This window comes from Cryobacterium sp. Y57, from assembly GCF_002929505.1.
Taxonomy (GTDB): domain Bacteria; phylum Actinomycetota; class Actinomycetes; order Actinomycetales; family Microbacteriaceae; genus Cryobacterium.
Genome location: NZ_PJJL01000071.1, coordinates 164,054 through 183,824, shown reverse-complemented (window position 1 = coordinate 183,824; position 19,771 = coordinate 164,054). Strand labels below are relative to the sequence as shown.

Sequence of the window (19,771 nt, the reverse complement as noted above, 5' to 3'; positions counted from 1 at the left end):
ACCGTGACTATCGACGCCCTGGCGGCCACTGCCGCCGCTCCGACCGGAATGTACTCGTCTACAACCACGACGCGCACCCCCAAACAGTCCATGGACTCGGAGGTGTTCATGTCGCTTCTGGTGAAGCAGTTGCAAAACCAGGATCCCAGCTCTCCGATGGATACCAACGCGATGATCGCCCAGACTACCCAGCTCGCCATGATGGAAAAGCTCACCGAAATGGCCACCGCGAGCGAGGAGGGCTTCTCCCTACAGATGCGCACCTCGGCGACAGCCTTGGTGGGGGAGACGGTCACCTATACCGACGCCGACGGCGTCGAAATCACGGGGCTCGCTTCGTCGGTATCGTTCGCCGGCCCCGTTCCCACGGTCACCGTCAACGGTGAACCGGTGGCCCTCGACGTCATCTCCGGCGTGACCAGCCCCACGGACACCGACGACACCGCCGTCGCTCCAGACCCCGCGGAGTCGACCACCGCGGCCTGACCCCCGACCCCAAGCCCAGCGATCCCGCCACTTCACCAACTTCACCACGTACTCCTTCTTTCACGAAAGGCTTGCATCTCATGCTTCGTTCTCTTTACTCCGGTATCTCTGGCCTTCGTTCACACCAGACCATGCTCGACGTGACCGGCAACAACATCGCCAACGTCAACACGACGGCGTTCAAGGCGTCTGCCACTCAGTTCCAGGACACCCTGTCGCAGCTGACCGAGGCCGCCGGCGGCGCCACGGCCACCACCGGTGGTACCAACCCAGCCCAGGTCGGCCTCGGTGTGCAGGTCGCTGGAATCTCCACGAATTTCGCCCAGGGCTCCGCGCAATCCACCGGCAAGACTACCGACCTTATGATTTCCGGCGATGGCTTCTTCATCACGTCTCTCGGCGGTGAAAGCCTCTACACCCGCGCCGGTTCTTTCAATTTCGACTCGGCCGGCCGACTGGTCTCGCCCGACGGCGCGATCGTACAGGGTTGGGGCGCCGTCAACGGCGTCGTCAACGCTGGCGGAGCGGTCAGCAACATCACGCTACCCGTCGGCGCGATTGTTCCCGCGGTAAGGTCACAAAGCGCGACCTTCACCGGAAACCTGCCAGCGGATTCCCTGCCTGAAGAGTCCCTTGTGCGCACCGTCGATGTCTACGATGACCTCGGAAATTCCCGAACGGTGTCACTGACGTTCACCCGTACCGGCGCGCCCGGCGTTGACGGCTGGACCGTCGGCCAAACACCCGCGGCAGGGGGCACGACGCCAACACCGCTGCAGCTCACCGCTGAGGTCGACGCGCAAGGCAAGGCCACGGGTAATTTCACCAGCTTGAACAACCTGACGGTTGACGGAATCGCCATGGACCTGAGCGCCCTCAAGGGCTTTGCCGGTCTCCCCACCGTTGCCGGCACCACCAACGACGGCAGCGCGGCTGGCACGCTCAACAGCTACACGCTCGGTGCCGACGGCACGCTCATCGGCCTGTTCAGCAACGGCGAACAGCAGGCTATCGGTCGCATAGCCCTGGCCACCTTCGTCAACCCCGGCGGGCTCGAGAAGGCTGGCTCCTCCGCGTACCGCGCGACCTTCAATTCTGGTGGCGCCGAACTGGGCACCCCGGGCGCGGCTGGCCTCGGCTCCCTCACCAGCGGTGCGCTCGAGATGTCCAACGTCGATTTGTCGCAGGAATTCACCAACCTGATCGTCGCCCAGCGCGGCTTCCAGGCCAACGCTCGAATCATCACCACCTCAGACGAGGTCTTGCAGGAGCTCACCAACCTGAAGCGGTAATCGCCCTATGCAACGTCTCTGGCCCCGCACCTGTCGGGGCCAGAGGTGTTTGTGCACGCAAGCGGCCGACGAACTGGCCTGCCGCGCTAGCTAACATGATCCGCGTGGCAGCCGATGGTACACAATGACGTCTCCCTTGAGTCGTTCGAGACAGGATGAGCACATGATCGTACTTACGCGGCTGAATGACAGTCACTTTGCGATTAACCCGGACCTGATCGAACGCATCCACGTCAACCCGGACACCACCCTGGTCATGGTCGACGGCGCCAACTTCATCGTCACCGAATCCATGGAAGACGTGATCGAGAAAATCGCAGGCTACCGTGCCCACGTCATCGCGCTCGCCTACGACCCGAGCGCCGGGGACCTGCCACGAGGCCCCAGGAAGATCTAGTGGATCCCGCAACTCTGATCGGCCTGGTACTCGCCTTCGGTGCCCTCGTCGCCATGATCACCCTTGAACATTCTTCTGTCATGTCCATCCTGCTGCCCGCGCCCATGGTTTTGGTTTTCGGTGCGACCATTGCGGTCGGCCTTGCTGGCGGTACGATCAAGGACTTCACGTCTGCCTTCAAGGCACTACCCGGAGCGTTCCTCGGCAGGACCACGCCGCCGCAGTCCGTTATCGACCAGGTCGTCGGACTGGCCGAAACCGCCCGCAGTTCCGGCCTGCTCGCGCTCGATCAGGCAGCCGACGAGATCAAGGACCCGTTTCTGCGCGGCGCCCTGCAGAACATCGCCGACGGCACCGATGGAGAAGAACTGAGGATACTCCTCGAGGACGAGATCGCGACGGCGACTCGATCGAATCGGAACGCCGCCAAATTCTTCACCGGTCTCGGCGGGTACGCCCCAACGGTTGGCATCATCGGTACGGTCGTATCGTTGACCCACGTTCTCGAAAACCTGGACACGCCCGCGACACTGGGACCGATGATCGCGGCCGCCTTCGTCGCAACTCTGTGGGGCCTGCTCTCGGCCAACTTCATCTGGCTGCCGCTCGGCTCGCGCCTGCGCCGCTTGGCTGACCTCGAGGCCGACCGCATGACTCTCGTCATGGAAGGCGCCCTGGCCGTGCAAGCCGGCAGTCAGCCGCGACTGCTCGGAGAACGCCTGCGTGCCATGGTTCCCGCCGAGCTGCTGCCGAAAGTCGGCGCCAAGGGCAAAGACGGCGCTGCGGATACCGCCGGGGTGGCCGCCAAGACGAAGAGCAAGACCAGAGGCAAGGGGAAGGACAAAGACCTTCCCGAAGCAGCATGAGCGTGCGGGCTAAGCGCCGCAAAATGGTTGACGAGGAGGACGTTCACCCGGACGAACGGTGGATGGCTTCCTACATGGACATGGTTACCGTGCTTATGTGTATGTTCATCGTATTGTTCGCCATGTCGACCGTCGACCAGGACAAATACGAGCAGCTGGCCAACTCCCTGGCCACCGGTTTCGGAGCGGTGGATGCGGGTATGGTCGACACCGCTGAGGGAGTCGTTGTTCCGGCTGACCTTGTCGACAACAAGGGCGAATCACCCACGGAAGTCACTCACTCAGCCGATGCTCTCGATCCGGCCGAGGCGACGGCCCAGGCACAGGCAAACGCCGAAGCCGCCACGCAGGAGGTCATGAAGCTTGATCAGCTCGAGAGTGCCGTCACCGCTAACCTAACTAAAGCTGGGGTAGCCGACCTGGTGGAATTTCACATCACCGACCGTGGTCTGACCCTGGGGCTGGTGGGCAGTGAAACATTCTTCGCACCGGACAGCGCTCAACTCACGGCGGCCGCGATCACGGTGCTCGATGCCGCAGCACCAGCCTTCGTGGCGACCGCGCAGAAAATTTCGGTGGAAGGGCATGCCGACAAACACGGCCAATCGGCCACCTTCGACAGCGACTGGGAATTGTCGGCAAGCCGGGCTACCCAGGTGTTGCGGCGCCTTGTCGAGCAGGGCGGCATCGCCGGAGGGTTGATATCTGCCGTCGCCTTTGGATCGGCCCAGCCGGCGAACACCGGTTCCACGCTTGCTGACATGGCACAGAATCGCCGGGTCGATATCGTGTTGCTCTCAGATCAGCCGGATAGCGTGCGGGCACTCATTCCCGGCGTGGCCGCCGAGAACTGACCATAAACCGACGCGGCGCAGCCGCTAGCTGAGACGTCTTACCTTTCAGCCACTTCGGTCGATAGTCCCAACGTGACAGTCCAGGATCAGGTCAGCAGCAGTGCGCTCGCTAAAGCGGCAAGAAGTGTTGAGCTCTACGACTTTCGGCGGCCCACCACCCTGGCTCGTGAACACTCCCGCGTTCTGGAACTGGCATTTGAGACTTTTGCGCGGCAGTGGGGCACCCAGCTGACCGCACGCGTACGCGTGCTGTGCATGGTGACCTGCGAGCAGGTACTCATGGCCACCTACGACGAGTATGCGGGTTCGCTACCGCCGAAGACCGCTATGGTGCTGTGCACGGTTGCGGGCCTGGAAGCCCGTGCGGTCATTCAGTTTCCGACCACGTCGGCCCTCACCTGGGTGAACCATATGCTCGGCGGCAACAGCAGCATCCCAGTGCTCGCTGAACGCAACTTCACCCAGATCGAGCTGGCTCTGATTCGCAAGCTCATTTCGGAAAGCCTCGAAGACCTGCGTTATTCCTTTGGGCCGTTGATCGTCGACGAAATGGGGGTCGAGGCCATTCAGTACAACTCCCAGTTCGCGCAAGCTGCGGCAACCGGCGACCTCATGGTGGTCGCGACGTTCGCAATTCGAGTGGAAAAGGTCACGGCTACGGCAACGGTAGCGATTCCCGCCACAGCACTGATGCCGCAACTCGGCGAAGCGAACCCCACGAGCACCACGTCGAACGCTGCCGAATTTCTGCAGGCCCAGATCGCGGCCGTACCGGTGGACGTATCGCTTCGACTCGAGACCGCCCACGTACTGCCCAGTCGCATTCTGTCGCTGGCGATCGGCGATGTTCTCCACATTCCGCATCCCCAGCATCGTCCGCTCAATCTGACCGTTGACGGCCAGTCGTTGGCCCGCGCCGCCGTCGGGGCCAACGGTTCGCGGCTGGCCTGCATCGTCACTGATACCGAGGAAACAGCCCAATGATTTCAACCCGATCTATTCCCGAAGTCGCCGTTGACGCGCTCATTCGCGTGTTGCCCACGACGGTACCGCTACAGGCATTGCCACACGTCGTCAGTGCCGAATTGACATCGCGCGTCGGTTCGGCAGTGGTGGCCTCGTTCGTGGGGACGACATCCGCTGACCTGGCCGTTGTGCTCACCGACTCCGCGTCACTCGACGCCGCTGCCGGGGCGAACTCACGGCTCGTTTCCAGCCGGGACGTTCTCCGTCCGGCCCTGGAGAGCGCCTCGGCGGTGCTCGGAATCGGCGTGCTCGGCGATTCCCGGGTCGAAGACGCCTCAGCACTGTTCGCCGCCGCAGAGACCGAGGTTTTCGAACTGAGCGCGGGCGGGGTAGTGACTGGTTGGTTTGCCATTCGCGTTCGCCAGAACGGAGTTGTCGGCGGGCCAGGATCGGCGCTAGAGCGCACACCCCTGGGCAACCTCGGGCGTATCAGCAATGTTGAAATGTCGTTGACGGTTGAAATCGGGCGTACCCGCATGTCCGTGCGTGACGTCTTATCGCTCACACCGGGTGCCGTTATCGAGCTGGATCGCTCCGCGGGAGCGCCGGCCGATATTCTGCTCAATGGTCGCCTGATTGCCCACGGCGAAATCGTCGTCGTCGACCAGGACTACGCCGTGCGCATCACCCAGATTCTCGATGTAGCGGATGGCCTGTCGTAAGTGGACACCCTTATTGTTGCGGTGCGTGTCGCCCTGTCATTGGGCGTGGTTCTCGCACTGCTCTGGTTCCTGCAGCGACGCCTGTCGCGCGGAGCGCGTGCGTTGGGTGTCGCTAACCCGGTGACCGTCGTTGGACGTCAGACCATCGGACAGAAGGCCTCTGTTGTCGTCGTCGAGGTCGACGGAACGCGCCTCGTTCTCGGCGTCACCGAGCAGACCGTGACCGTGCTGCACGAGAGGTACCTTGCGCCCGCGACAGTGTCGAGCCTTGACGCCGCCATTTCGGTGCTGGGCGGGTCGCAATCGGCGCCAGCGACGGCGTTCGCCCGTTCCCTGGCCGCAGCTGAAGCGGATGACGCGGCTCGTGTAGCGCAGCCCGCCCCCTCCGCTCCGCTGGCCGGATCGATCCTGTCGCCGTCGACGTGGCGCCAGACCGCCGCACTGCTTCGGCAGGGACGGTGAATACCGCCCCATCTCGAATCGGCTCCCGGGCCTTTTTCGCGCGCCTCGGCCTCTTCATCATTCTCATCGTGGTGACCACGACGGTGCTGCTCTGGCTGGGAGCGACGGCCAGCCATGCCATGCCGATCGATCCGACGCCTCCGACCGATCCGACCAATCCGACCGACCCCGGTGGCGGTGGCCTCACCGTCGACATCAATGGTCCTAATGGCGCGCCCTCATCGGCGATCGTCACCCTGCTGGGCATTACCCTGTTGTCGGTCGCACCGGCACTGCTGCTGATGATGACGAGCTTCACTAAGATCTTCGTGGTACTCGCCATGACCCGCAACGCCCTCGCGCTCCCGTCGATCCCGCCGAACCAGGTGCTCGCCGGACTGGCCCTTTTCCTGTCCCTGTTCATCATGGCGCCCGTGCTGACCGACATCAACAACATCGCGTTGCAGCCGTACCTCGACGGTTCGCTGAACTTCACCGATGCGCTGAATCTGGGTTCGGAGCCCCTGCGTCAATTCATGCTCGCCAACACGCGCGGCGAAGACCTGGCGCTGATGACCCGGGCTGCCGATCAACCGAACCCGGACAGTCCCGATGACGTCACCCTGCTGACACTCATTCCCGCGTTCATGATCTCGGAATTGCGTGCCGCGTTCATCATCGGGTTTGTCATCTTCATCCCGTTCCTGGTGATCGACATCGTCGTCTCCGCAGCGCTGATGTCGATGGGAATGATGATGCTGCCGCCCGTCATGATCTCGTTGCCGTTCAAGATCCTTCTGTTCGTGCTCGTCGACGGCTGGGGGCTCATCATCACGAGCCTCATCGGCAGTTACCAGATGGCCGCATGAACACCAATGCCGTGCTCGACATCGGCCTGCAGGCGCTCATTCTCGCTGCCAAACTGTCGGCCCCGGTACTCATCACCGCCCTCGTAGTGGGCTTTGCCATCTCGCTGCTGCAATCGATCACGCAGATTCAGGAAGTAACGCTGTCGTTCGTGCCCAAGGCCGTGGCCGTCGCCCTGGTCCTGCTTATTTGCGGCCATTGGATGATCGCCGAGTCGATCACATTCACCAACCAGATGTTCGAAAAGATTCCTTCCCTGCTCGGCGGAGGCTGACGTGGAGTTCACCCTCAATTTCGCCTGGATCGAAGCGGTCATGCTCGCGGGTGTGCGCATAATCGCTTTTCTGGTCATCGCGCCGCCGTTCTCCTATCGCGCATTCCCCGCACGCATCAAAGCCATGCTCGCCATTGGACTGGCCCTGGCCGTGTCGCCGCGGGTCACCGCCGACTACGTCTCCCAGGACACCGCCGGCTTCGTCGGTGCCCTGATTCTGGAGATTCTGGTCGGTGCCACTTTGGGCTTTTTGGTTTATCTGGTCTTTGCCGCCGTGCAGTCGGCCGGTGGTCTCATCGACATGTTCAGCGGGTTCCAGATGGCCCAGGGCTTCGACCCCCAGTCGATGATCAACGGTGCCCAGTTCACCCGCTTGTTTCACATGACGGCCCTTGCGCTGATGTTCGCCTCCGGCGCCTACCAGCTCGTGCTCGGCGGCCTGTTTCGCAGCTACACCGCCATCCCGCTCGGCTCTGGCCTGACCCTGGCCGCACCGGCGCAGACCATCATCGCCGGTACGACCCAGATTTTCCTCGCTGCCGTGCAGATCGCCGGCCCCCTGCTCGTCGTACTGTTTCTCGCGGATGCCGGCCTCGGCCTCCTCACCCGGGTCGCCCCCGCGCTCAACGCTTTCGCCCTCGGCTTTCCGCTGAAGATTCTCATCACGCTGATCCTCGCCGGAACCGTCTTCATGGCCCTGCCGCGCATCGTGTCCTCACTCACCGGGCAAGCCCTCGATGCCCTCATGGGGGTGAGGTAATTGTCCCAAACTGATTCCGGTGAAAAGTCTGAACCGGCCACCCAGAAACGCATGAAGAGGGTGCGCGAAAAAGGTGAGCTGTCCAAATCGCAGGATGTCACCGCCTGGCTCGGCGTTGGCGCCGCCGGCCTCATGCTGCCGCCCACGATCGCAGCGGCCAGCGTTGCGGGTACCGACCAGATGTATCTCATTCGTACCCTCGCCAACAGTCCCGACCCAAGCGTGGCGGTCGAAGCCCTCGCCAACGGGTTGGCGTCGCTCAGCGATATCCTGACACCGTTTTTTATCGTGGTGCTCGTGGTCGTGCTGGGCGGCGCTGCGTTGCAGGGCGGCATCCATTTTAAAAAATTCACCGGAAAGTACGAGCAGTTCAACGTCGTCAGCGGCATGAAACGCGTCTTCGGCACCCAGGCAGTGTGGGAGGGCGTCAAGGTGCTCGCCAAGACGGCCGCCGTCGGGATCGTACTGTGGTGGGTGATTCAGGGACTGATGCCCGTGTTGCTCACTGCGGGGGGGCTGCCGGTCTCGGAGCTGCTCAGTGCCGCCGGCAGCGGCACGGCCGCACTGCTGCAGGCAGCCGTTGCGGCCGGCCTGGTGCTCGCCGTCGCCGACATCTTCGTCATCATGAAACGTAACCGCAAGAAAACCATGATGACGAAGAAGGAGGTCTTAGACGAGAACAAGGCCGCCGAGGGTGACCCCCTGATCAAATCGCAGCGTCGCTCCCGCCAGCTGATGATGAGTCGCAATCGCATGATCGCTTCGGTCGCCGATGCCAACGTCGTGCTGGTCAACCCCACGCACGTGGCCGTGGCGCTCAAATACGAGCCGGGCAAATCCGCGCCGCGCGTCGTGGCCAAGGGAGTCGGTCACGTGGCCGCCCGTATCCGCGTGCAGGCCGAGACCGACCAGGTGCCCATTGTGCAGGATGTCACGCTTGCCCGGGCGCTGCACGCGGCGTGCGAGATCGGGGACGAGATTCCCACGGAACTGTATAACGCCGTTGCCAGGGTGCTGGCCTTCGTCATGGCCCTGCAGAAACGGGGCAGTACGGCGGGAACCCACACCATGAGCGCGCAGGCGACCGCGCCATCATCACCACCCACATCACCACTGCAGACTGCCGGAGGCCGTTCGTGAATCGCAATCTCATCAAGCTTGCCGTCCCAGTCGGCGTGGTCGGCATCATCCTGCTGTTGGTCGTGCCCATTCCAGCCGGCCTGCTCGACGTTTTGATCATTCTGAACATCATGCTGGGTCTGGTCACCCTGCTCACCACGATGTTCGTGAAGAAACCGCTCGATTTCTCGGTTTTTCCATCGCTGCTTCTGGTCGCGACCTTGTTTCGCCTCGGCCTCAATGTGGCCTCCACGCGACTGGTCCTCGGCGAAGGTTATGCCGGCCAGGTTATCGAGGCTTTCGGGCATGTCGCCGTTGGCGGCTCGATCATCATCGGCGCGGTCATCTTCATGATTCTCGTCGTCATCCAGTTCGTCGTCGTCACCAAGGGCGCCGAGCGTGTGGCCGAGGTCGGGGCCCGATTCACCCTCGACGCCATGCCGGGCAAGCAGATGGCCATCGACGCCGACCTCAACGCCGGCTTGATCACCGACGCCGAAGCCAAGGACCGTCGCGCCGAGGTATCGGCCGAAGCAGACTTCTACGGCGCCATGGACGGTGCGTCCAAGTTCGTCAAGGGTGACGCGATCGCCGGCCTGATCATCATCATCATCAACCTGGTCGGCGGCATCGCCATCGGCATGCTGCAGCGGGGCCTGGAGCTCGGAGAGGCGGTCAACACCTACGCGCTGCTCACCATCGGCGACGGCCTCGTCACCCAGATTCCGGCACTGCTCATGGCCGTCTCCACCGGCATGATCGTCACGCGCTCGAACGCGGAAACCGACATCGGTTCGACGGCATCCGCTCAGCTGATGCAGTCGCGCAATGCGCTGACCATCGCCGGCGCGGCCGCTGTGCTGATGGGGCTCATTCCGGGAATGCCGGTGCTGCCTTTCCTCATCGTCGGGATGGCGCTCATGCTGATCGCCCAACGCATCAAGGCCGGCGAGGTCACCAAACAGGCGAGTATCGCCGCCACCACCGCCTCGGAGCGGAGCGCTCCCAAGACCGACACGACCGAAGACCTGATCGAGCAGATGCGCGTGCATGCGCTGGAGATCATGCTCTCGCCCGACCTCGTCGACCTCGTCTCCGGTGCCTCTGACGATCTGCTGGCCCGGGTACGCGGTCTCCGTCGCAAAATCGCCATGGATCTCGGCGTGGTCGTGCCGCCGGTGCGCACCCGCGACAGCGTCGATCTGCCACCAGCGACCTACGTCATTCGCATTGCCGGTGTCGAATACGGGCGTGGCCTAGCCCCCGCCGGCAAGGTGCTGGCCCTCGGCGACGCGCTCGATACCCTGCCAGGACAGGTCACGATCGAACCGGTGTTCGGACTGGCCGGAAAGTGGGTGCCGAGCGAAATGCGGCACAGCGCCGAAATGACCGGAGCCACCGTGATAGATCGGGTCTCGGTCGTGGTCACCCACCTCTCCTCGATCATCACAACCAACGCCGCCCGGCTGCTCACCCGGGAAGACGTGCGGGTGTTGACGGATGGCGTCAAACAGGTCAATCCTTCGGCCGTCGACGATCTCATTCCCGGCTTGCTCTCCCTCGCCGAGGTTCAGCGGGTGCTCCAGGGGCTGCTGGTCGAGCAGATCCCGATCAACGACCTGCCGCGCATCTACGAGGCACTCTCCTTGCGCGCTAAGACTTCCAACGACGCCGAGGGCCTGGTTGAGGCCGCTCGCCAGGCCCTCGGCCCGGCATTGACAGCTCAATACCTCGATGGCACGCTGCTGCGTGTGATCATGATCGACCCCACGCTCGAGCAATCCATGCTCGAGGGCCTGCGCCCCTCGGATCAGGGAACGCAGATTCTGATGGATCCGGCGCGACTGGAAAACGTACTCGCCTCGGTACGCACCTCGGTAGCCAGGGTCGAGGCGAGCGGTCAGACCGCGGTACTGGTGTGTGCACCGGCGCTTCGACCGGCTATCCGTCGCCTCATTTCGACGCAAACCGGTGGCCTGCCGGTATTGTCATACCAGGAAGTAACATCGGCGAACGTGACCATTGAGACTGTGGGTGTGGTGCGTGGAGCCGAAACGATTTCTGCTTGAGGGTCCGACTTTGCGGCAGTTGAAGGAACGCGCCGTCGCCGAGCACGGTGCCAATGTCACCATCATCGCCGCGGAGCGGGTCACCGTCGGCGGCATCCACGGATTCTTCGCGCGTCAGCACTATGAGATCACGGTCGAGGTGATGGAACCGGCAGAGCGCAAGAGATCGGCGCACAGCGGCCTCGATATTTCAGCCCGGCTGGGTATAGCGGCGCTGCTCGACGACGCCGACGAGGCTGAATCAAGGCTGCACCCCACGCAGGCGTCACCGCAGCTATCGACGGCGTCCGAGGGTTTCGCCAGGCTCATGGACGAACTCACCTTCGCCACCGGCCGCAGCGCCGGTGCGGGTTCGAAACCTGAGCCGGTCACGGGAGCACCAGCAGCTCCGAATCCGGCACTCGCTGCGGCATTCGATTCGGCACCCGTTATCACCCCAATTTTTGTATCAGCGCCGACACTCGCTCGCCCGCCGGCACCGGCCCCGCTAACGAAGCCGGGGGATCTGGTCTTGATCGTCGGGCTCGAGGACGACCCCCTCACGATTGCGCGCCTGATGCTGCGCGTGGCCGGTGCGGGCGACCTTCGCACCTCAGGTACGCTGCGGCAAGACGGCACTGAGCGGGTGGACGACCGGCGCGGCGCCATGTTGGCCAGAGCCCAGGGCGTAGAAATGGGCCACAGCACGTTTATCGCGTACGGGCTCGAACCCGCCTCGGACGCGCTTGCGCGCGCGGCAGCGCTGACTGAGATTGGTGCGGACCAGGTCTGGGTGGTCGTTGACGCGAGTCGAAAGACAGAGGACACCATCCGCTGGGTCAACATGGTGATCAGCAGCATTCAGGTGCACGCAGTCGCTGCGCTCGGCCGGCAGTTCACAACCTCGCCGGCCACTGTCGACGACCTGGGCCTGCCGGTGGAGTGGATGGACGGACGGGTGGCAGCAGCGCCGACGGGACGTCGCGTGGCCGCGCCGTTATCCCAACCGGGTGAGCGCGAACGGTAGGCTGGAAAGATGCTCGTTCTGACACGCAAACCGGGGGAAAAGATCCTCATCGGTGACGATATCGTCATCACCGTGCTCGACGCCCGCGGCGACAGCGTGCGCATCGGAATCGACGCACCACGGGGAGTGAAAATTCAGCGCGACGAGGTCGTGCGCGCGGTCAGTGAGGCCAACCTCGCGGCGACCCAGATCGACACTGCAGCGGAAGATCGAATCAAGAAGTCGCTTGACGTTCTCTCCGCGTTGCAGTCAGCCTCGTCAAGCCAGCCCCAGCCGGAAACCGCGACACCTTCGCTGCCGAACCCGTCTGCTGAGGCCTGAAACCCGATCAGCGACCGCTGTTACAGCATCCGTCATTCGTTGACGTGCCCGCGCAGCTCATCAATCTCTCGGCGTTCACGTTTGGTCGGCCGCCCGGCGCCGCGGTCGCGCATGGGCACCAGAGCTACCTCCTCGCGTGGCGGCGGCGGGGGAGTCTTATCCACGTAGCATTCGGCGGCCACAACGGCTCCCACCCGTTTCACCACGAGGCGTGACACGATCAGCACCCGGTCGAAGCCATCGAAGCGCACACGCACCTCATCGCCGATATGCAGGGCCTGGGCGGCCTTGGCCTTGTCGCCGTTCACCCGCACATGTCCGGCACGACAGGCGGTCGTGGCCATCGAGCGGGTTTTGTACAGGCGCACTCCCCAGCTCCAACTGTCGACGCGGGCAGACGTTAGCTCCATCTGTTCACTGTAATAGCAAGAGGTCGAATCAAACGCTCAGGCACCCTGCCGCGTCCAAATGATCAGCAGCAGCGTTGCGAGAAAACCGGTGAAGAAATTGAGCCACAGAAAACGTTTCCAGCCCCGGTTCGCACGCTCCGACGCTTCGTCGCTGACCGACCAAAACGGCAGCACTGCCAGAATGTAGGGAGCGGACAGCACCGCCGCGAGCGGCCCCGGCCAGGGTGTAGCGAGCATGAGAAGGCCGGCCAGGGCCCAGAACGTGATCGCGAGCCGCACGGTCGGCGAGGCGCCGAGCGCGGTGGCGATCGACGCAATCCCGGCCTGGCGGTCGGGCTCAATGTCCTGCACCGCGCCGAAGGCATGGCTGGCCATTCCCCAGAGAAAGAACGCCGCGAGCAGGGCGATCAGGCCGAAGTCGACGGTGGCTCCGGCTACCGCGAGCCCGTACACGGCGGGGCTGACGAAGTGGGTGCTGGAGGTAATCGAGTCCAGAACGGGCCGTTCCTTGAACCGCAGCCCGGAAACCGAGTAGGCCACGACGGCGAACAGGCTCACGGCGATCACGACCCAGGAGACTGGATGCGCCGCCCCCGCCAACACGACCATCGCCCCGCCCACAATCACCGACGAAACGACCCCCGCAGCAATGACCGTTCGGTGCAGCGTGGGGTGCAGCAGTGCGCCCTCAGCCCCACCCTTTCGCGGATTGCGCAAATCCGACTCGTAGTCGAAGACATCGTTGATGCCGTACATGAGCAGGTTGTAGGGAATGAGAAAGAACAGCGTGCCCACAATCAGCATCGCGTCGATGCGCCCGGTGGCCACCACGTACGCGGCGGCAAACGGGAACGCCGTGTTGACCCAGCTGAGTGGCCGCGACGACAGCACGACCTGCCGGGTCTTCCCTCGTGCCATGCCGACCTGATCAGTCATCCGTTCGTCCTAACCTGGTACCGCCCGAAATCACCCACAAAGCCGGAAGTAGAATCGCCGCGGCCAGTGGGTAAGCAAAATCTTCGATCGGGGCGAGACCGATCAACACACCCGAAATATGCTCCGGGTCGTAGCTGAACAGCCCAGCCCCAATCATCAGGTTATCGAACATGGCCGTCAGTAGCAGGGTGAGCGTGAGCGCACCAGCCACGGCTGAGAGGAAACGGACCGAGACGAGCCGGCGCTTCACTGCCACGACGGCCACCAGAGCCGCAACGACGAGAAAAACCGCATTCAACAACAGGTACGTCATTGCGCTGCCCGCCGCGCCAGTACGAGTCGGGCAGCCTGCACGAGATTCATGGTGAGGTAGCAGAGAAAGGTCAGGAAGAAGAATTCCTCGAGTGGCAGTTCCGGCGCCAGCTGCACGCCGGTCATCAGCGTGGTCTCACCTCGGTAGAAGATGCCGAGGCCAATACCGGCGAGGTCCCAGAGGAGAAAGAACAGCACTCCGATGCCGAGCACGAAGCTGGCCCGAAGGGGCGAGTACCAGAAGAAGAGGCGGAAGCGCCAATCCAGCACTGTCATGCCTCCGAGCGCAACGAACAGTACCAGCAGGTACAGAACGCTCACGACCGCCGGTGCGCGGACTCCGCTGGGGCCGCACCGGGGCCGAAGCGGCGTGCCGGCAGCGGTTCAGCGAGCGGTTCCGTCGTTGTGTCATGTCGAATCCGTTTGAGTAAGATCTCCGCGCTGATCAGGCACATCGGCAGGCCGATACCGGGGATGGTGGTGCCGCCGGCGTAGTACAGACCGGCAATCTTCTTGGACATGTTCGTGCCGCGCAAGAAAGCACTTTGCCGCAGGGTGTGTGCTGGGCCCAGGGCGCCGCCCTTCCAGCTGTTCAGGTCGTCGGCGAAGTCGGCCGGGCCGACCGTGCGTCGCACCGTGACGCGTTCGGCAAGGTCGGGTACGCCGGCCCACTGGGCAACCTGCGCGATGGCGGCGTCCGCTATGCGCTCGATCGTGGCTGAACCGGCGCCGTTGATGCCTCCAGCACCGAGCGTCACATCGGCCGGTACGGGCACCAGCATGAACAGGTTGCTGTCACCGGCAGGCGCGACCGAGGGGTCGGTCGCGCTCGGCATGCACACGTACAGCGATGCCGGGGACGGTACGGAGGTATTCTTACCGAAGATCTGCCCGAAGTTCGTGCCCCAGTCGGTCGTGAAAAACAGGGAATGGTGCTGCAGCTGGGGGAGTGGGCCGCTCACGCCGAGCATGACCAGCACGGCACCGGGACCCGACATGCGCTTGGTCCACCAACGCTCCGGATAGGTCTGCAACTCGGCGGGAACCAGTTCGGTCTCGGTATGGTGCAGGTCAGCGGACGACACCACGATGTCGGCGTCGAGGTCGTGCGGTTGTCCGGAGCTGTCGATGTAGCTGACCCCGTGCACCATCTTGTCGGCACTGACCCGAATGGCGCTCACTCGCGCTTCGGCGATGATGCGAACGCCTTCGGCGCGGGCGATCGCGGCGATGCTCTCGATCAGCGTGCTGAAGCCGCCCTGCGGGTAGAGCACCCCGTCGGCGAGGTCCAGATGGCTCATCAAGTGGTACATCGACGGTGTCAGGTTCGGTGCTGACCCCAGGAAAACGGCCGGGTACCCGAGAATCTGACGCAGTCGTGGGTCGCTCACATACCCGGCAATGAACTTGTCAAGTGGCTGTAGCAGCAGTCGAGCCAATCGCGCCAGGCGCCGCAGCACGTCGGGTACCAGAAACGGTCGGAACGACTCGAAGCTCGAATACAAAAACCGTTTCACGGCCATGTCGTAGGTTTCGGCGGCTGAGTCGAGGTAGCGATCGAGCGCCTGGCCGGCCCCTGGTTGCACCGACTCGAACAAACGGATGTTCGCGGCACGGTCGCTGCGAATGTCAACCGGCCGGGCATCGTCCTCAAAGAGCACCCGGTAGCCGGGATCCAGTTTCACGAGATCGAGCTGCTGCGCCGCGCTCGTGCCGAACAGGCGGTAGAAGTGCTCGAAAACCTCGGGCATCAGGTACCACGACGGGCCGGTGTCGAAGCGGAATCCTTCGGACTCCCAGAGTCCGGCCCGTCCACCGAGCTCTGCCCGGGATTCCAACAGCGTGACGTCGTGGCCGTCGCGGGCCAACAGGGCGGCGCTGGCCAGACCGGCGATACCGCCACCGATCACAATGGTGCGTGTCATCGCTTCCACGCTCCGGGGCCGATGCTCGAAGTCAGTGCGATCATGAGTTTCTCTCCATCTGGCACCCGCACGCGGGAGCGCAATAACTGATCGGCCTGGGTCGACCGCAACCGTCTGGACAATCGAGTGAACAGCCCCTGTGCTGCGGTCACGGCCCGCCGGCAACCGGGCGGCAGCAACGGCAAAACGGCGCTGGCAATGGCCAAATCGGCGTCAATGTCGTCGAGGATCACGGTCTTCTGCTCGTCGTTGAGGTTCAGGGGATCAATCCCCGGAAAATAGTTGCGGCCGAGCGTCTCTCGGTCACATGATAAGTCGCGCAGAAAGTTGATCTTCTGAAAGGCAGCGCCGAGGTGACGGGCGCCATCTTCAAGCACGGCAAGTTCGGTGGCGCTACGCGGGGACCAGTGCACGAAACAGCGCAGGCACATAAGCCCGATCACTTCCGCGGAGCCGTAAATGTATTCGGCGACGCCTTCAGCGCTAAACGGGGTCGGATCGAGATCGCGGCGCATCGATGCGAAGAAGGGCGCGATCAGGGTGAAGTCGATGCCACACTGGCGGGCCGTCGCTGCGAAAGCGTGCACCACGAGATTGGTGCTGTAGCCGCGCACGATCGCGCGCTCGGTCTCGCGTTCGAGATCGTCGAGCAGCTGCCGCTGTTCAGCAACCGAGACGCCGGCCTCGGCGGCAGCTCCGTCGACGATCTCGTCGGCAATGCGTACCAGGGCATAGATCGTGCGGACCGGCGTGCGCACCTGGGCTGTCAGCAGCCGAGCGGCGAGTCCGAACGACGTGGAGTAATGTCCGATCACCATCGTCGAGCTGGCCTGCGCCGTCTGCGCGTACTTGAACAGATTCGTGTCCGAGCGCGTTTGCGTGGGCACGGCTGGCTGGTGGCTCATGCGCTGGCTCACTAGTGGGCTCGATTCACGGCGGCCTCGGCCAGCTCGATCAGGGTCGCGCGCAGGTTTGCCGGAATGATCGCCGGGCTGAGCGTTTCGACCGCCAGGCGGGAATGGTCATAGGCCAGCCCCTCAGCGGCGGCTTTCGCACCGCACGCACGCAGGTGCTCCCGCGCCCGTTCGGCCTCCTCCTCGCTGAGATCGACTTTGCCGAGATAGGGCGCAATCAACGACCAGCTTTCGGTACCGCCGGCGTGGGCGATCAGGGCGGTCTGTTTGCCTTCGCGCAGGTCAGCGGTGACACTCTTGCCGGTCTTGACGGGATCGCCGAACACTCCGAGCAGATCGTCGGTGAGCTGAAACGCCACCCCGACGAGGCGTCCGTAGCGCCCGAGCAGACGAATCGCCTCGGCCGATGCGCCGGCCAGCACGGCCCCGGCCTGGAGTGGTGCTTCAAAGGAGTACACCGCGGTCTTGTTCTCCAGCGTGGCGATGACCTCGGCCATGGTGAGTGGATGCCCCGCCGAGCTGTTGGTGACGTCGGCCAGCTCCCCGGCGGCCGAGACGAAGACCGCTCGGTCGAGCAGGTCAACCAGCCGCAGCCTGGTGGGCACGTCGAGCGGCAGTTTGGCCAGCGCACGATGCGCTTCACTCAGCGCGAGGTCGCCGGCGAGAATGGCCGCAGCGGCCGCCCAGACACCGGCCTGATCAGCGGAGGCTCCGTGCGCCAGAGCGCGGTCAGTGAACCGTCCGGCGATGTTGGCTACTCCGCGCCGGGCCAGGTCATGGTCGATCACGTCGTCATGAATCAGGAACGCCGTGTGCAGCAGTTCAAAACTCACCGCGACCGGTGACACGAGGGCCTGATCACGCCCACCGAAACCGGCATAGGCCGCGAGCACCAGAGCGGGCCGTACTCGTTTACCGCCGCTGCTGGCCTGCTCCAGAGAATCCCACAGGGCAACATAGTGTTCGCCGTAGTCACTCGCACGCAGTCGTGCTGCGGCGAAAAAACGGGCTAGTTCGGTCTCGACGCCCGCCGCAACGGTGTCAAGCACGAAAATCGTCCAGTTGCTGCATTTGGAGCACCATCCACGGACTGAACGCCCACGGGGCATCCGTAACCGCACGGTACAGGTCCGCTGGTCGGGTCCAAGCGTATTCGGCGACTTCGTCAGGGTTCGGCGTTGGCTCTTGCAGGGTTGTCGCGACGTAGACCGGGCAGATTTCGTTTTCGACAATGCCGCTACTGTCGGTGGCACGGTACCGGAACAGGGGGAGGGCGAGGTGGACATTGTCGAGCTTGAGCCCGAGTTCATAATCAGCCCGGCGGGTGACAGCGTGCGTCGGTGGCTCAGCGGGCAGCGGATGCCCACAGACCGAGTTGGTCCACACCCCCGGCCACGCCTTTTTCGTCAGCGCCCGGCGGGTGACCAGCACCTCACCGAGCGGGTTGAGGACGTAGCAGGAGAAGGCCAGGTGGAGCGCCGTGTCTAAACCGTGCACACTGTACTTCGGCGCGGTGCCGATGTGGTGCCCCTCCTGATCGAGAAGGATTACCTGTTCATCAAGAGCGTTTGTGGTCTGCACGTGGGCTCCCCTCCTCAGTTCAACCTGGCCATGATTCAAATAACTAACCAGGTTAGCGACGTTCCACGTTACCATGGTTGTATGTCCCACCATGAGAGTAGCCCGCCAGAAGCCGGGACGTACTGGTACGACCCTAAAAATGCTGGAGTTTCTTCGGCAATGGAGGTCCTACGCGCCGTACGCCGGTTTCGAGTTGCTGACGCCGTGATGCGTCGTCGCGCCCAGGCTGACATGCGCGTGAACGAAACCGACCTGATGGCCATCCGTCACCTCATCGCCTGCGAACGCCAGAGCCGGGTCGCCAGCCCCAAGAATTTGAGCGAATTCCTGAATATCTCCTCTGCCGCCACGGCGAAACTCCTCTCCAGGCTCACTGCCTCCGGCCATATTCGCCGGGAGGTGAATCCCGACGATGGTCGTGCTCAGCGGCTGTTCGCCACGCAGGCATCGCACGTCCAGATGCGTCGCGCGCTGGCGGGCACCCATGATCAGCTGATGAAGGTCGCACTCGATCTCACTGCTGACCAGCAGGCGGCCGTGGTGCATTTTCTCGAGGCAATGAGCGCCATCGCCATCAGGCCAGGTTCCGAAGCGACCACCCTCGAACAATCGATCGAGTCCTGACGGCCGTTCTACCGCTGCCACAGTGCCGCTTAAGATAAATCAGTGACTCAAATCTCTGCACCCGACGCTTCGCCGTCATTGGCCGCCGCCCACGTCGAGGCTCTGCTGGCCTCCTATCCTGACTTTCCCCAGCCGAACATTCTGTTCCGCGACCTCAACCCGGTCTTTGCCGATGCCGTCGCTTTTCGTGCGATCATCGATGACCTCGCCGATCAGCACCGCGGGCAGTTCGACGCTGTGGCCGGCATCGAAGCCCGCGGCTTCCTCCTGGCCGCCGCCGTCGGCTACGCGGCCAATGCGGCCGTGCTGGCCGTGCGCAAAGGCGGCAAATTGCCCGGCACCGTCTTGATCGAAGAATACGACCTGGAATACGGCTCGGCTCGGCTCGAACTCGAAGTCGGACAGCTTCCGGCCGGTACCCGCGTACTCATCCTGGACGATGTGCTCGCTACCGGCGGCACCATTGCCGCCACAAGCCGCCTCATCGAGCGGGCCGGCTATACCCTCACGGGAGTCGGTGTCGTGCTCGAGCTGACCGACCTGCACGGCCGTGAACGGCTCGGTACCGCGCCGGTGCACGCGATCATGTCGATCTAAGAAAACGGACAATGTTTCGCATGCATCTCGGG

Annotated in this window: 25 protein-coding genes; 17 read left to right on the top strand and 8 right to left on the bottom strand. The window is 63.6% G+C overall.

All coding sequences use genetic code 11. The features are described from left to right. The first annotated feature begins 3 nt into the window (after nucleotides 1–3). The 15 genes from CXY72_RS15000 to csrA all read left to right on the top strand — a co-directional run bounded on the left by CXY72_RS15000 (nucleotide 4) and on the right by csrA (nucleotide 12,440). Nucleotides 4–486, top strand: a complete 483-nt coding sequence (locus CXY72_RS15000; RefSeq protein WP_104128462.1) for a flagellar hook capping FlgD N-terminal domain-containing protein — start codon at nucleotides 4–6, stop codon at nucleotides 484–486. A gap of 80 nt (nucleotides 487–566) precedes the next feature. Then, entirely contained in the window at nucleotides 567–1,778 is a 1,212-nt protein-coding gene (locus tag CXY72_RS14995; protein WP_104128461.1) for a flagellar hook protein FlgE, read from the top strand. A gap of 163 nt (nucleotides 1,779–1,941) precedes the next feature. Beyond that, nucleotides 1,942–2,175 (top strand): flagellar FlbD family protein, encoded by a 234-nt coding sequence (locus tag CXY72_RS14990; RefSeq protein ID WP_104128460.1) that lies wholly within the window; start codon nucleotides 1,942–1,944, stop codon nucleotides 2,173–2,175. Continuing rightward, on the top strand, nucleotides 2,175–3,041 hold the full coding sequence (locus CXY72_RS14985; RefSeq protein WP_104128459.1) for a motility protein A: 867 nt from the start codon (nucleotides 2,175–2,177) through the stop codon (nucleotides 3,039–3,041). The genes CXY72_RS14990 and CXY72_RS14985 overlap by 1 nt, the downstream gene beginning before the upstream one ends. After that, nucleotides 3,038–3,895, top strand: a complete 858-nt coding sequence (locus CXY72_RS14980) for a flagellar motor protein MotB (RefSeq protein ID WP_199184056.1) — start codon at nucleotides 3,038–3,040, stop codon at nucleotides 3,893–3,895. Before CXY72_RS14985 ends, CXY72_RS14980 begins: the two co-directional genes overlap by 4 nt. Before the next feature lie 72 nt (nucleotides 3,896–3,967). Then, complete coding sequence (locus CXY72_RS14975; RefSeq protein ID WP_104128458.1) at nucleotides 3,968–4,879, top strand: flagellar motor switch protein FliM; 912 nt, start codon at nucleotides 3,968–3,970, stop codon at nucleotides 4,877–4,879. Further along, nucleotides 4,876–5,583, top strand: a complete 708-nt coding sequence (gene fliN / locus CXY72_RS14970) for a flagellar motor switch protein FliN (RefSeq protein ID WP_104128457.1) — start codon at nucleotides 4,876–4,878, stop codon at nucleotides 5,581–5,583. Before CXY72_RS14975 ends, fliN begins: the two co-directional genes overlap by 4 nt. After that, nucleotides 5,584–6,045 carry a flagellar biosynthetic protein FliO gene (locus CXY72_RS14965; RefSeq protein WP_104128456.1) on the top strand — a complete coding sequence of 154 codons (462 nt, stop codon included), beginning with the start codon at nucleotides 5,584–5,586 and terminating at the stop codon, nucleotides 6,043–6,045. Between the two features lie 119 nt (nucleotides 6,046–6,164). Then, a complete protein-coding gene (gene fliP, locus CXY72_RS14960; protein ID WP_104128604.1) occupies nucleotides 6,165–6,893 on the top strand; it encodes a flagellar type III secretion system pore protein FliP in 729 nt (242 codons plus the stop codon). Further along, nucleotides 6,890–7,165 (top strand): flagellar biosynthesis protein FliQ, encoded by a 276-nt coding sequence (gene fliQ / locus CXY72_RS14955; protein ID WP_104128455.1) that lies wholly within the window; start codon nucleotides 6,890–6,892, stop codon nucleotides 7,163–7,165. The genes fliP and fliQ overlap by 4 nt, the downstream gene beginning before the upstream one ends. A gap of 1 nt (nucleotide 7,166) precedes the next feature. After that, nucleotides 7,167–7,925 (top strand): flagellar biosynthetic protein FliR, encoded by a 759-nt coding sequence (locus CXY72_RS14950; protein WP_104128454.1) that lies wholly within the window; start codon nucleotides 7,167–7,169, stop codon nucleotides 7,923–7,925. Continuing rightward, nucleotides 7,926–9,065 (top strand): flagellar biosynthesis protein FlhB, encoded by a 1,140-nt coding sequence (locus CXY72_RS14945; protein WP_104128453.1) that lies wholly within the window; start codon nucleotides 7,926–7,928, stop codon nucleotides 9,063–9,065. It begins immediately after the preceding gene. After that, a complete protein-coding gene (locus tag CXY72_RS14940; protein WP_104128452.1) occupies nucleotides 9,062–11,113 on the top strand; it encodes a flagellar biosynthesis protein FlhA in 2,052 nt (683 codons plus the stop codon). The genes CXY72_RS14945 and CXY72_RS14940 overlap by 4 nt, the downstream gene beginning before the upstream one ends. Continuing rightward, nucleotides 11,088–12,119, top strand: coding sequence for a hypothetical protein (locus CXY72_RS14935; protein WP_158252595.1), 1,032 nt, complete (start codon nucleotides 11,088–11,090; stop codon nucleotides 12,117–12,119). Before CXY72_RS14940 ends, CXY72_RS14935 begins: the two co-directional genes overlap by 26 nt. A 9-nt stretch (nucleotides 12,120–12,128) precedes the next feature. Continuing rightward, the gene (gene csrA / locus CXY72_RS14930) at nucleotides 12,129–12,440 is read left to right on the top strand and encodes a carbon storage regulator CsrA (protein WP_104128450.1); all 312 of its coding nucleotides are present in this window, start codon (nucleotides 12,129–12,131) and stop codon (nucleotides 12,438–12,440) included. Between the two features lie 32 nt (nucleotides 12,441–12,472). On the opposite strand, the gene CXY72_RS14925 is transcribed toward csrA, so the two are convergent. From CXY72_RS14925 to idi, 8 genes are read right to left on the bottom strand one after another with little or no spacing between them, the layout of a single operon-like run. Next, on the bottom strand, nucleotides 12,473–12,850 hold the full coding sequence (locus tag CXY72_RS14925; protein ID WP_104128449.1) for an RNA-binding S4 domain-containing protein: 378 nt from the start codon (nucleotides 12,848–12,850) through the stop codon (nucleotides 12,473–12,475). Between the two features lie 36 nt (nucleotides 12,851–12,886). Next, nucleotides 12,887–13,786: a prenyltransferase gene (locus CXY72_RS14920; protein WP_233197864.1), complete on the bottom strand. Its 900-nt coding sequence runs from the start codon at nucleotides 13,784–13,786 to the stop codon at nucleotides 12,887–12,889. Continuing rightward, the gene (locus CXY72_RS14915; protein ID WP_104128448.1) at nucleotides 13,779–14,099 is read right to left on the bottom strand and encodes a lycopene cyclase domain-containing protein; all 321 of its coding nucleotides are present in this window, start codon (nucleotides 14,097–14,099) and stop codon (nucleotides 13,779–13,781) included. The genes CXY72_RS14920 and CXY72_RS14915 overlap by 8 nt, the downstream gene beginning before the upstream one ends. Continuing rightward, complete coding sequence (locus CXY72_RS14910) at nucleotides 14,096–14,419, bottom strand: lycopene cyclase domain-containing protein (RefSeq protein WP_104128447.1); 324 nt, start codon at nucleotides 14,417–14,419, stop codon at nucleotides 14,096–14,098. The genes CXY72_RS14915 and CXY72_RS14910 overlap by 4 nt, the downstream gene beginning before the upstream one ends. Continuing rightward, nucleotides 14,416–16,023 (bottom strand): phytoene desaturase family protein, encoded by a 1,608-nt coding sequence (gene crtI / locus CXY72_RS14905; RefSeq protein WP_104128446.1) that lies wholly within the window; start codon nucleotides 16,021–16,023, stop codon nucleotides 14,416–14,418. The genes CXY72_RS14910 and crtI overlap by 4 nt, the downstream gene beginning before the upstream one ends. Continuing rightward, complete coding sequence (locus CXY72_RS14900; RefSeq protein WP_104128602.1) at nucleotides 16,020–16,928, bottom strand: phytoene/squalene synthase family protein; 909 nt, start codon at nucleotides 16,926–16,928, stop codon at nucleotides 16,020–16,022. The genes crtI and CXY72_RS14900 overlap by 4 nt, the downstream gene beginning before the upstream one ends. A gap of 11 nt (nucleotides 16,929–16,939) precedes the next feature. Then, the gene (locus CXY72_RS14895) at nucleotides 16,940–17,986 is read right to left on the bottom strand and encodes a polyprenyl synthetase family protein (protein WP_158252594.1); all 1,047 of its coding nucleotides are present in this window, start codon (nucleotides 17,984–17,986) and stop codon (nucleotides 16,940–16,942) included. Continuing rightward, the gene (gene idi, locus CXY72_RS14890) at nucleotides 17,979–18,518 is read right to left on the bottom strand and encodes an isopentenyl-diphosphate Delta-isomerase (protein ID WP_233197863.1); all 540 of its coding nucleotides are present in this window, start codon (nucleotides 18,516–18,518) and stop codon (nucleotides 17,979–17,981) included. The genes CXY72_RS14895 and idi overlap by 8 nt, the downstream gene beginning before the upstream one ends. A 237-nt stretch (nucleotides 18,519–18,755) precedes the next feature. Between idi and CXY72_RS14885 the strand changes: the two genes are divergently transcribed. Next, entirely contained in the window at nucleotides 18,756–19,142 is a 387-nt protein-coding gene (locus tag CXY72_RS14885; protein WP_158252593.1) for a MarR family winged helix-turn-helix transcriptional regulator, read from the top strand. A gap of 42 nt (nucleotides 19,143–19,184) precedes the next feature. Beyond that, nucleotides 19,185–19,739 (top strand): adenine phosphoribosyltransferase, encoded by a 555-nt coding sequence (locus tag CXY72_RS14880; RefSeq protein WP_233197862.1) that lies wholly within the window; start codon nucleotides 19,185–19,187, stop codon nucleotides 19,737–19,739. Nucleotides 19,740–19,771: the final 32 nt, after the last annotated feature.

Excerpts from the sequence above, each read along its gene's own strand:
- CXY72_RS14925 (WP_104128449.1), bottom strand. The coding sequence starts at position 12,850 with ATGGAGCTAACGTCTGCCCGCGTCGACAGTTGGAGCTGGGGAGTGCGC.
- csrA (WP_104128450.1), top strand. The coding sequence starts at position 12,129 with ATGCTCGTTCTGACACGCAAACCGGGGGAAAAGATCCTCATCGGTGAC.
- CXY72_RS14990 (WP_104128460.1), top strand. The coding sequence starts at position 1,942 with ATGATCGTACTTACGCGGCTGAATGACAGTCACTTTGCGATTAACCCG.
- CXY72_RS14980 (WP_199184056.1), top strand. The coding sequence starts at position 3,038 with ATGAGCGTGCGGGCTAAGCGCCGCAAAATGGTTGACGAGGAGGACGTT.
- CXY72_RS14995 (WP_104128461.1), top strand. The coding sequence starts at position 567 with ATGCTTCGTTCTCTTTACTCCGGTATCTCTGGCCTTCGTTCACACCAG.
- CXY72_RS14915 (WP_104128448.1), bottom strand. The coding sequence starts at position 14,099 with ATGACGTACCTGTTGTTGAATGCGGTTTTTCTCGTCGTTGCGGCTCTG.
- fliN (WP_104128457.1), top strand. The coding sequence starts at position 4,876 with ATGATTTCAACCCGATCTATTCCCGAAGTCGCCGTTGACGCGCTCATT.
- fliP (WP_104128604.1), top strand. The coding sequence starts at position 6,165 with ATGCCGATCGATCCGACGCCTCCGACCGATCCGACCAATCCGACCGAC.
- fliQ (WP_104128455.1), top strand. The coding sequence starts at position 6,890 with ATGAACACCAATGCCGTGCTCGACATCGGCCTGCAGGCGCTCATTCTC.
- CXY72_RS14900 (WP_104128602.1), bottom strand. The coding sequence starts at position 16,928 with ATGAGCCACCAGCCAGCCGTGCCCACGCAAACGCGCTCGGACACGAAT.
- crtI (WP_104128446.1), bottom strand. The coding sequence starts at position 16,023 with ATGACACGCACCATTGTGATCGGTGGCGGTATCGCCGGTCTGGCCAGC.
- CXY72_RS14920 (WP_233197864.1), bottom strand. The coding sequence starts at position 13,786 with ATGACTGATCAGGTCGGCATGGCACGAGGGAAGACCCGGCAGGTCGTG.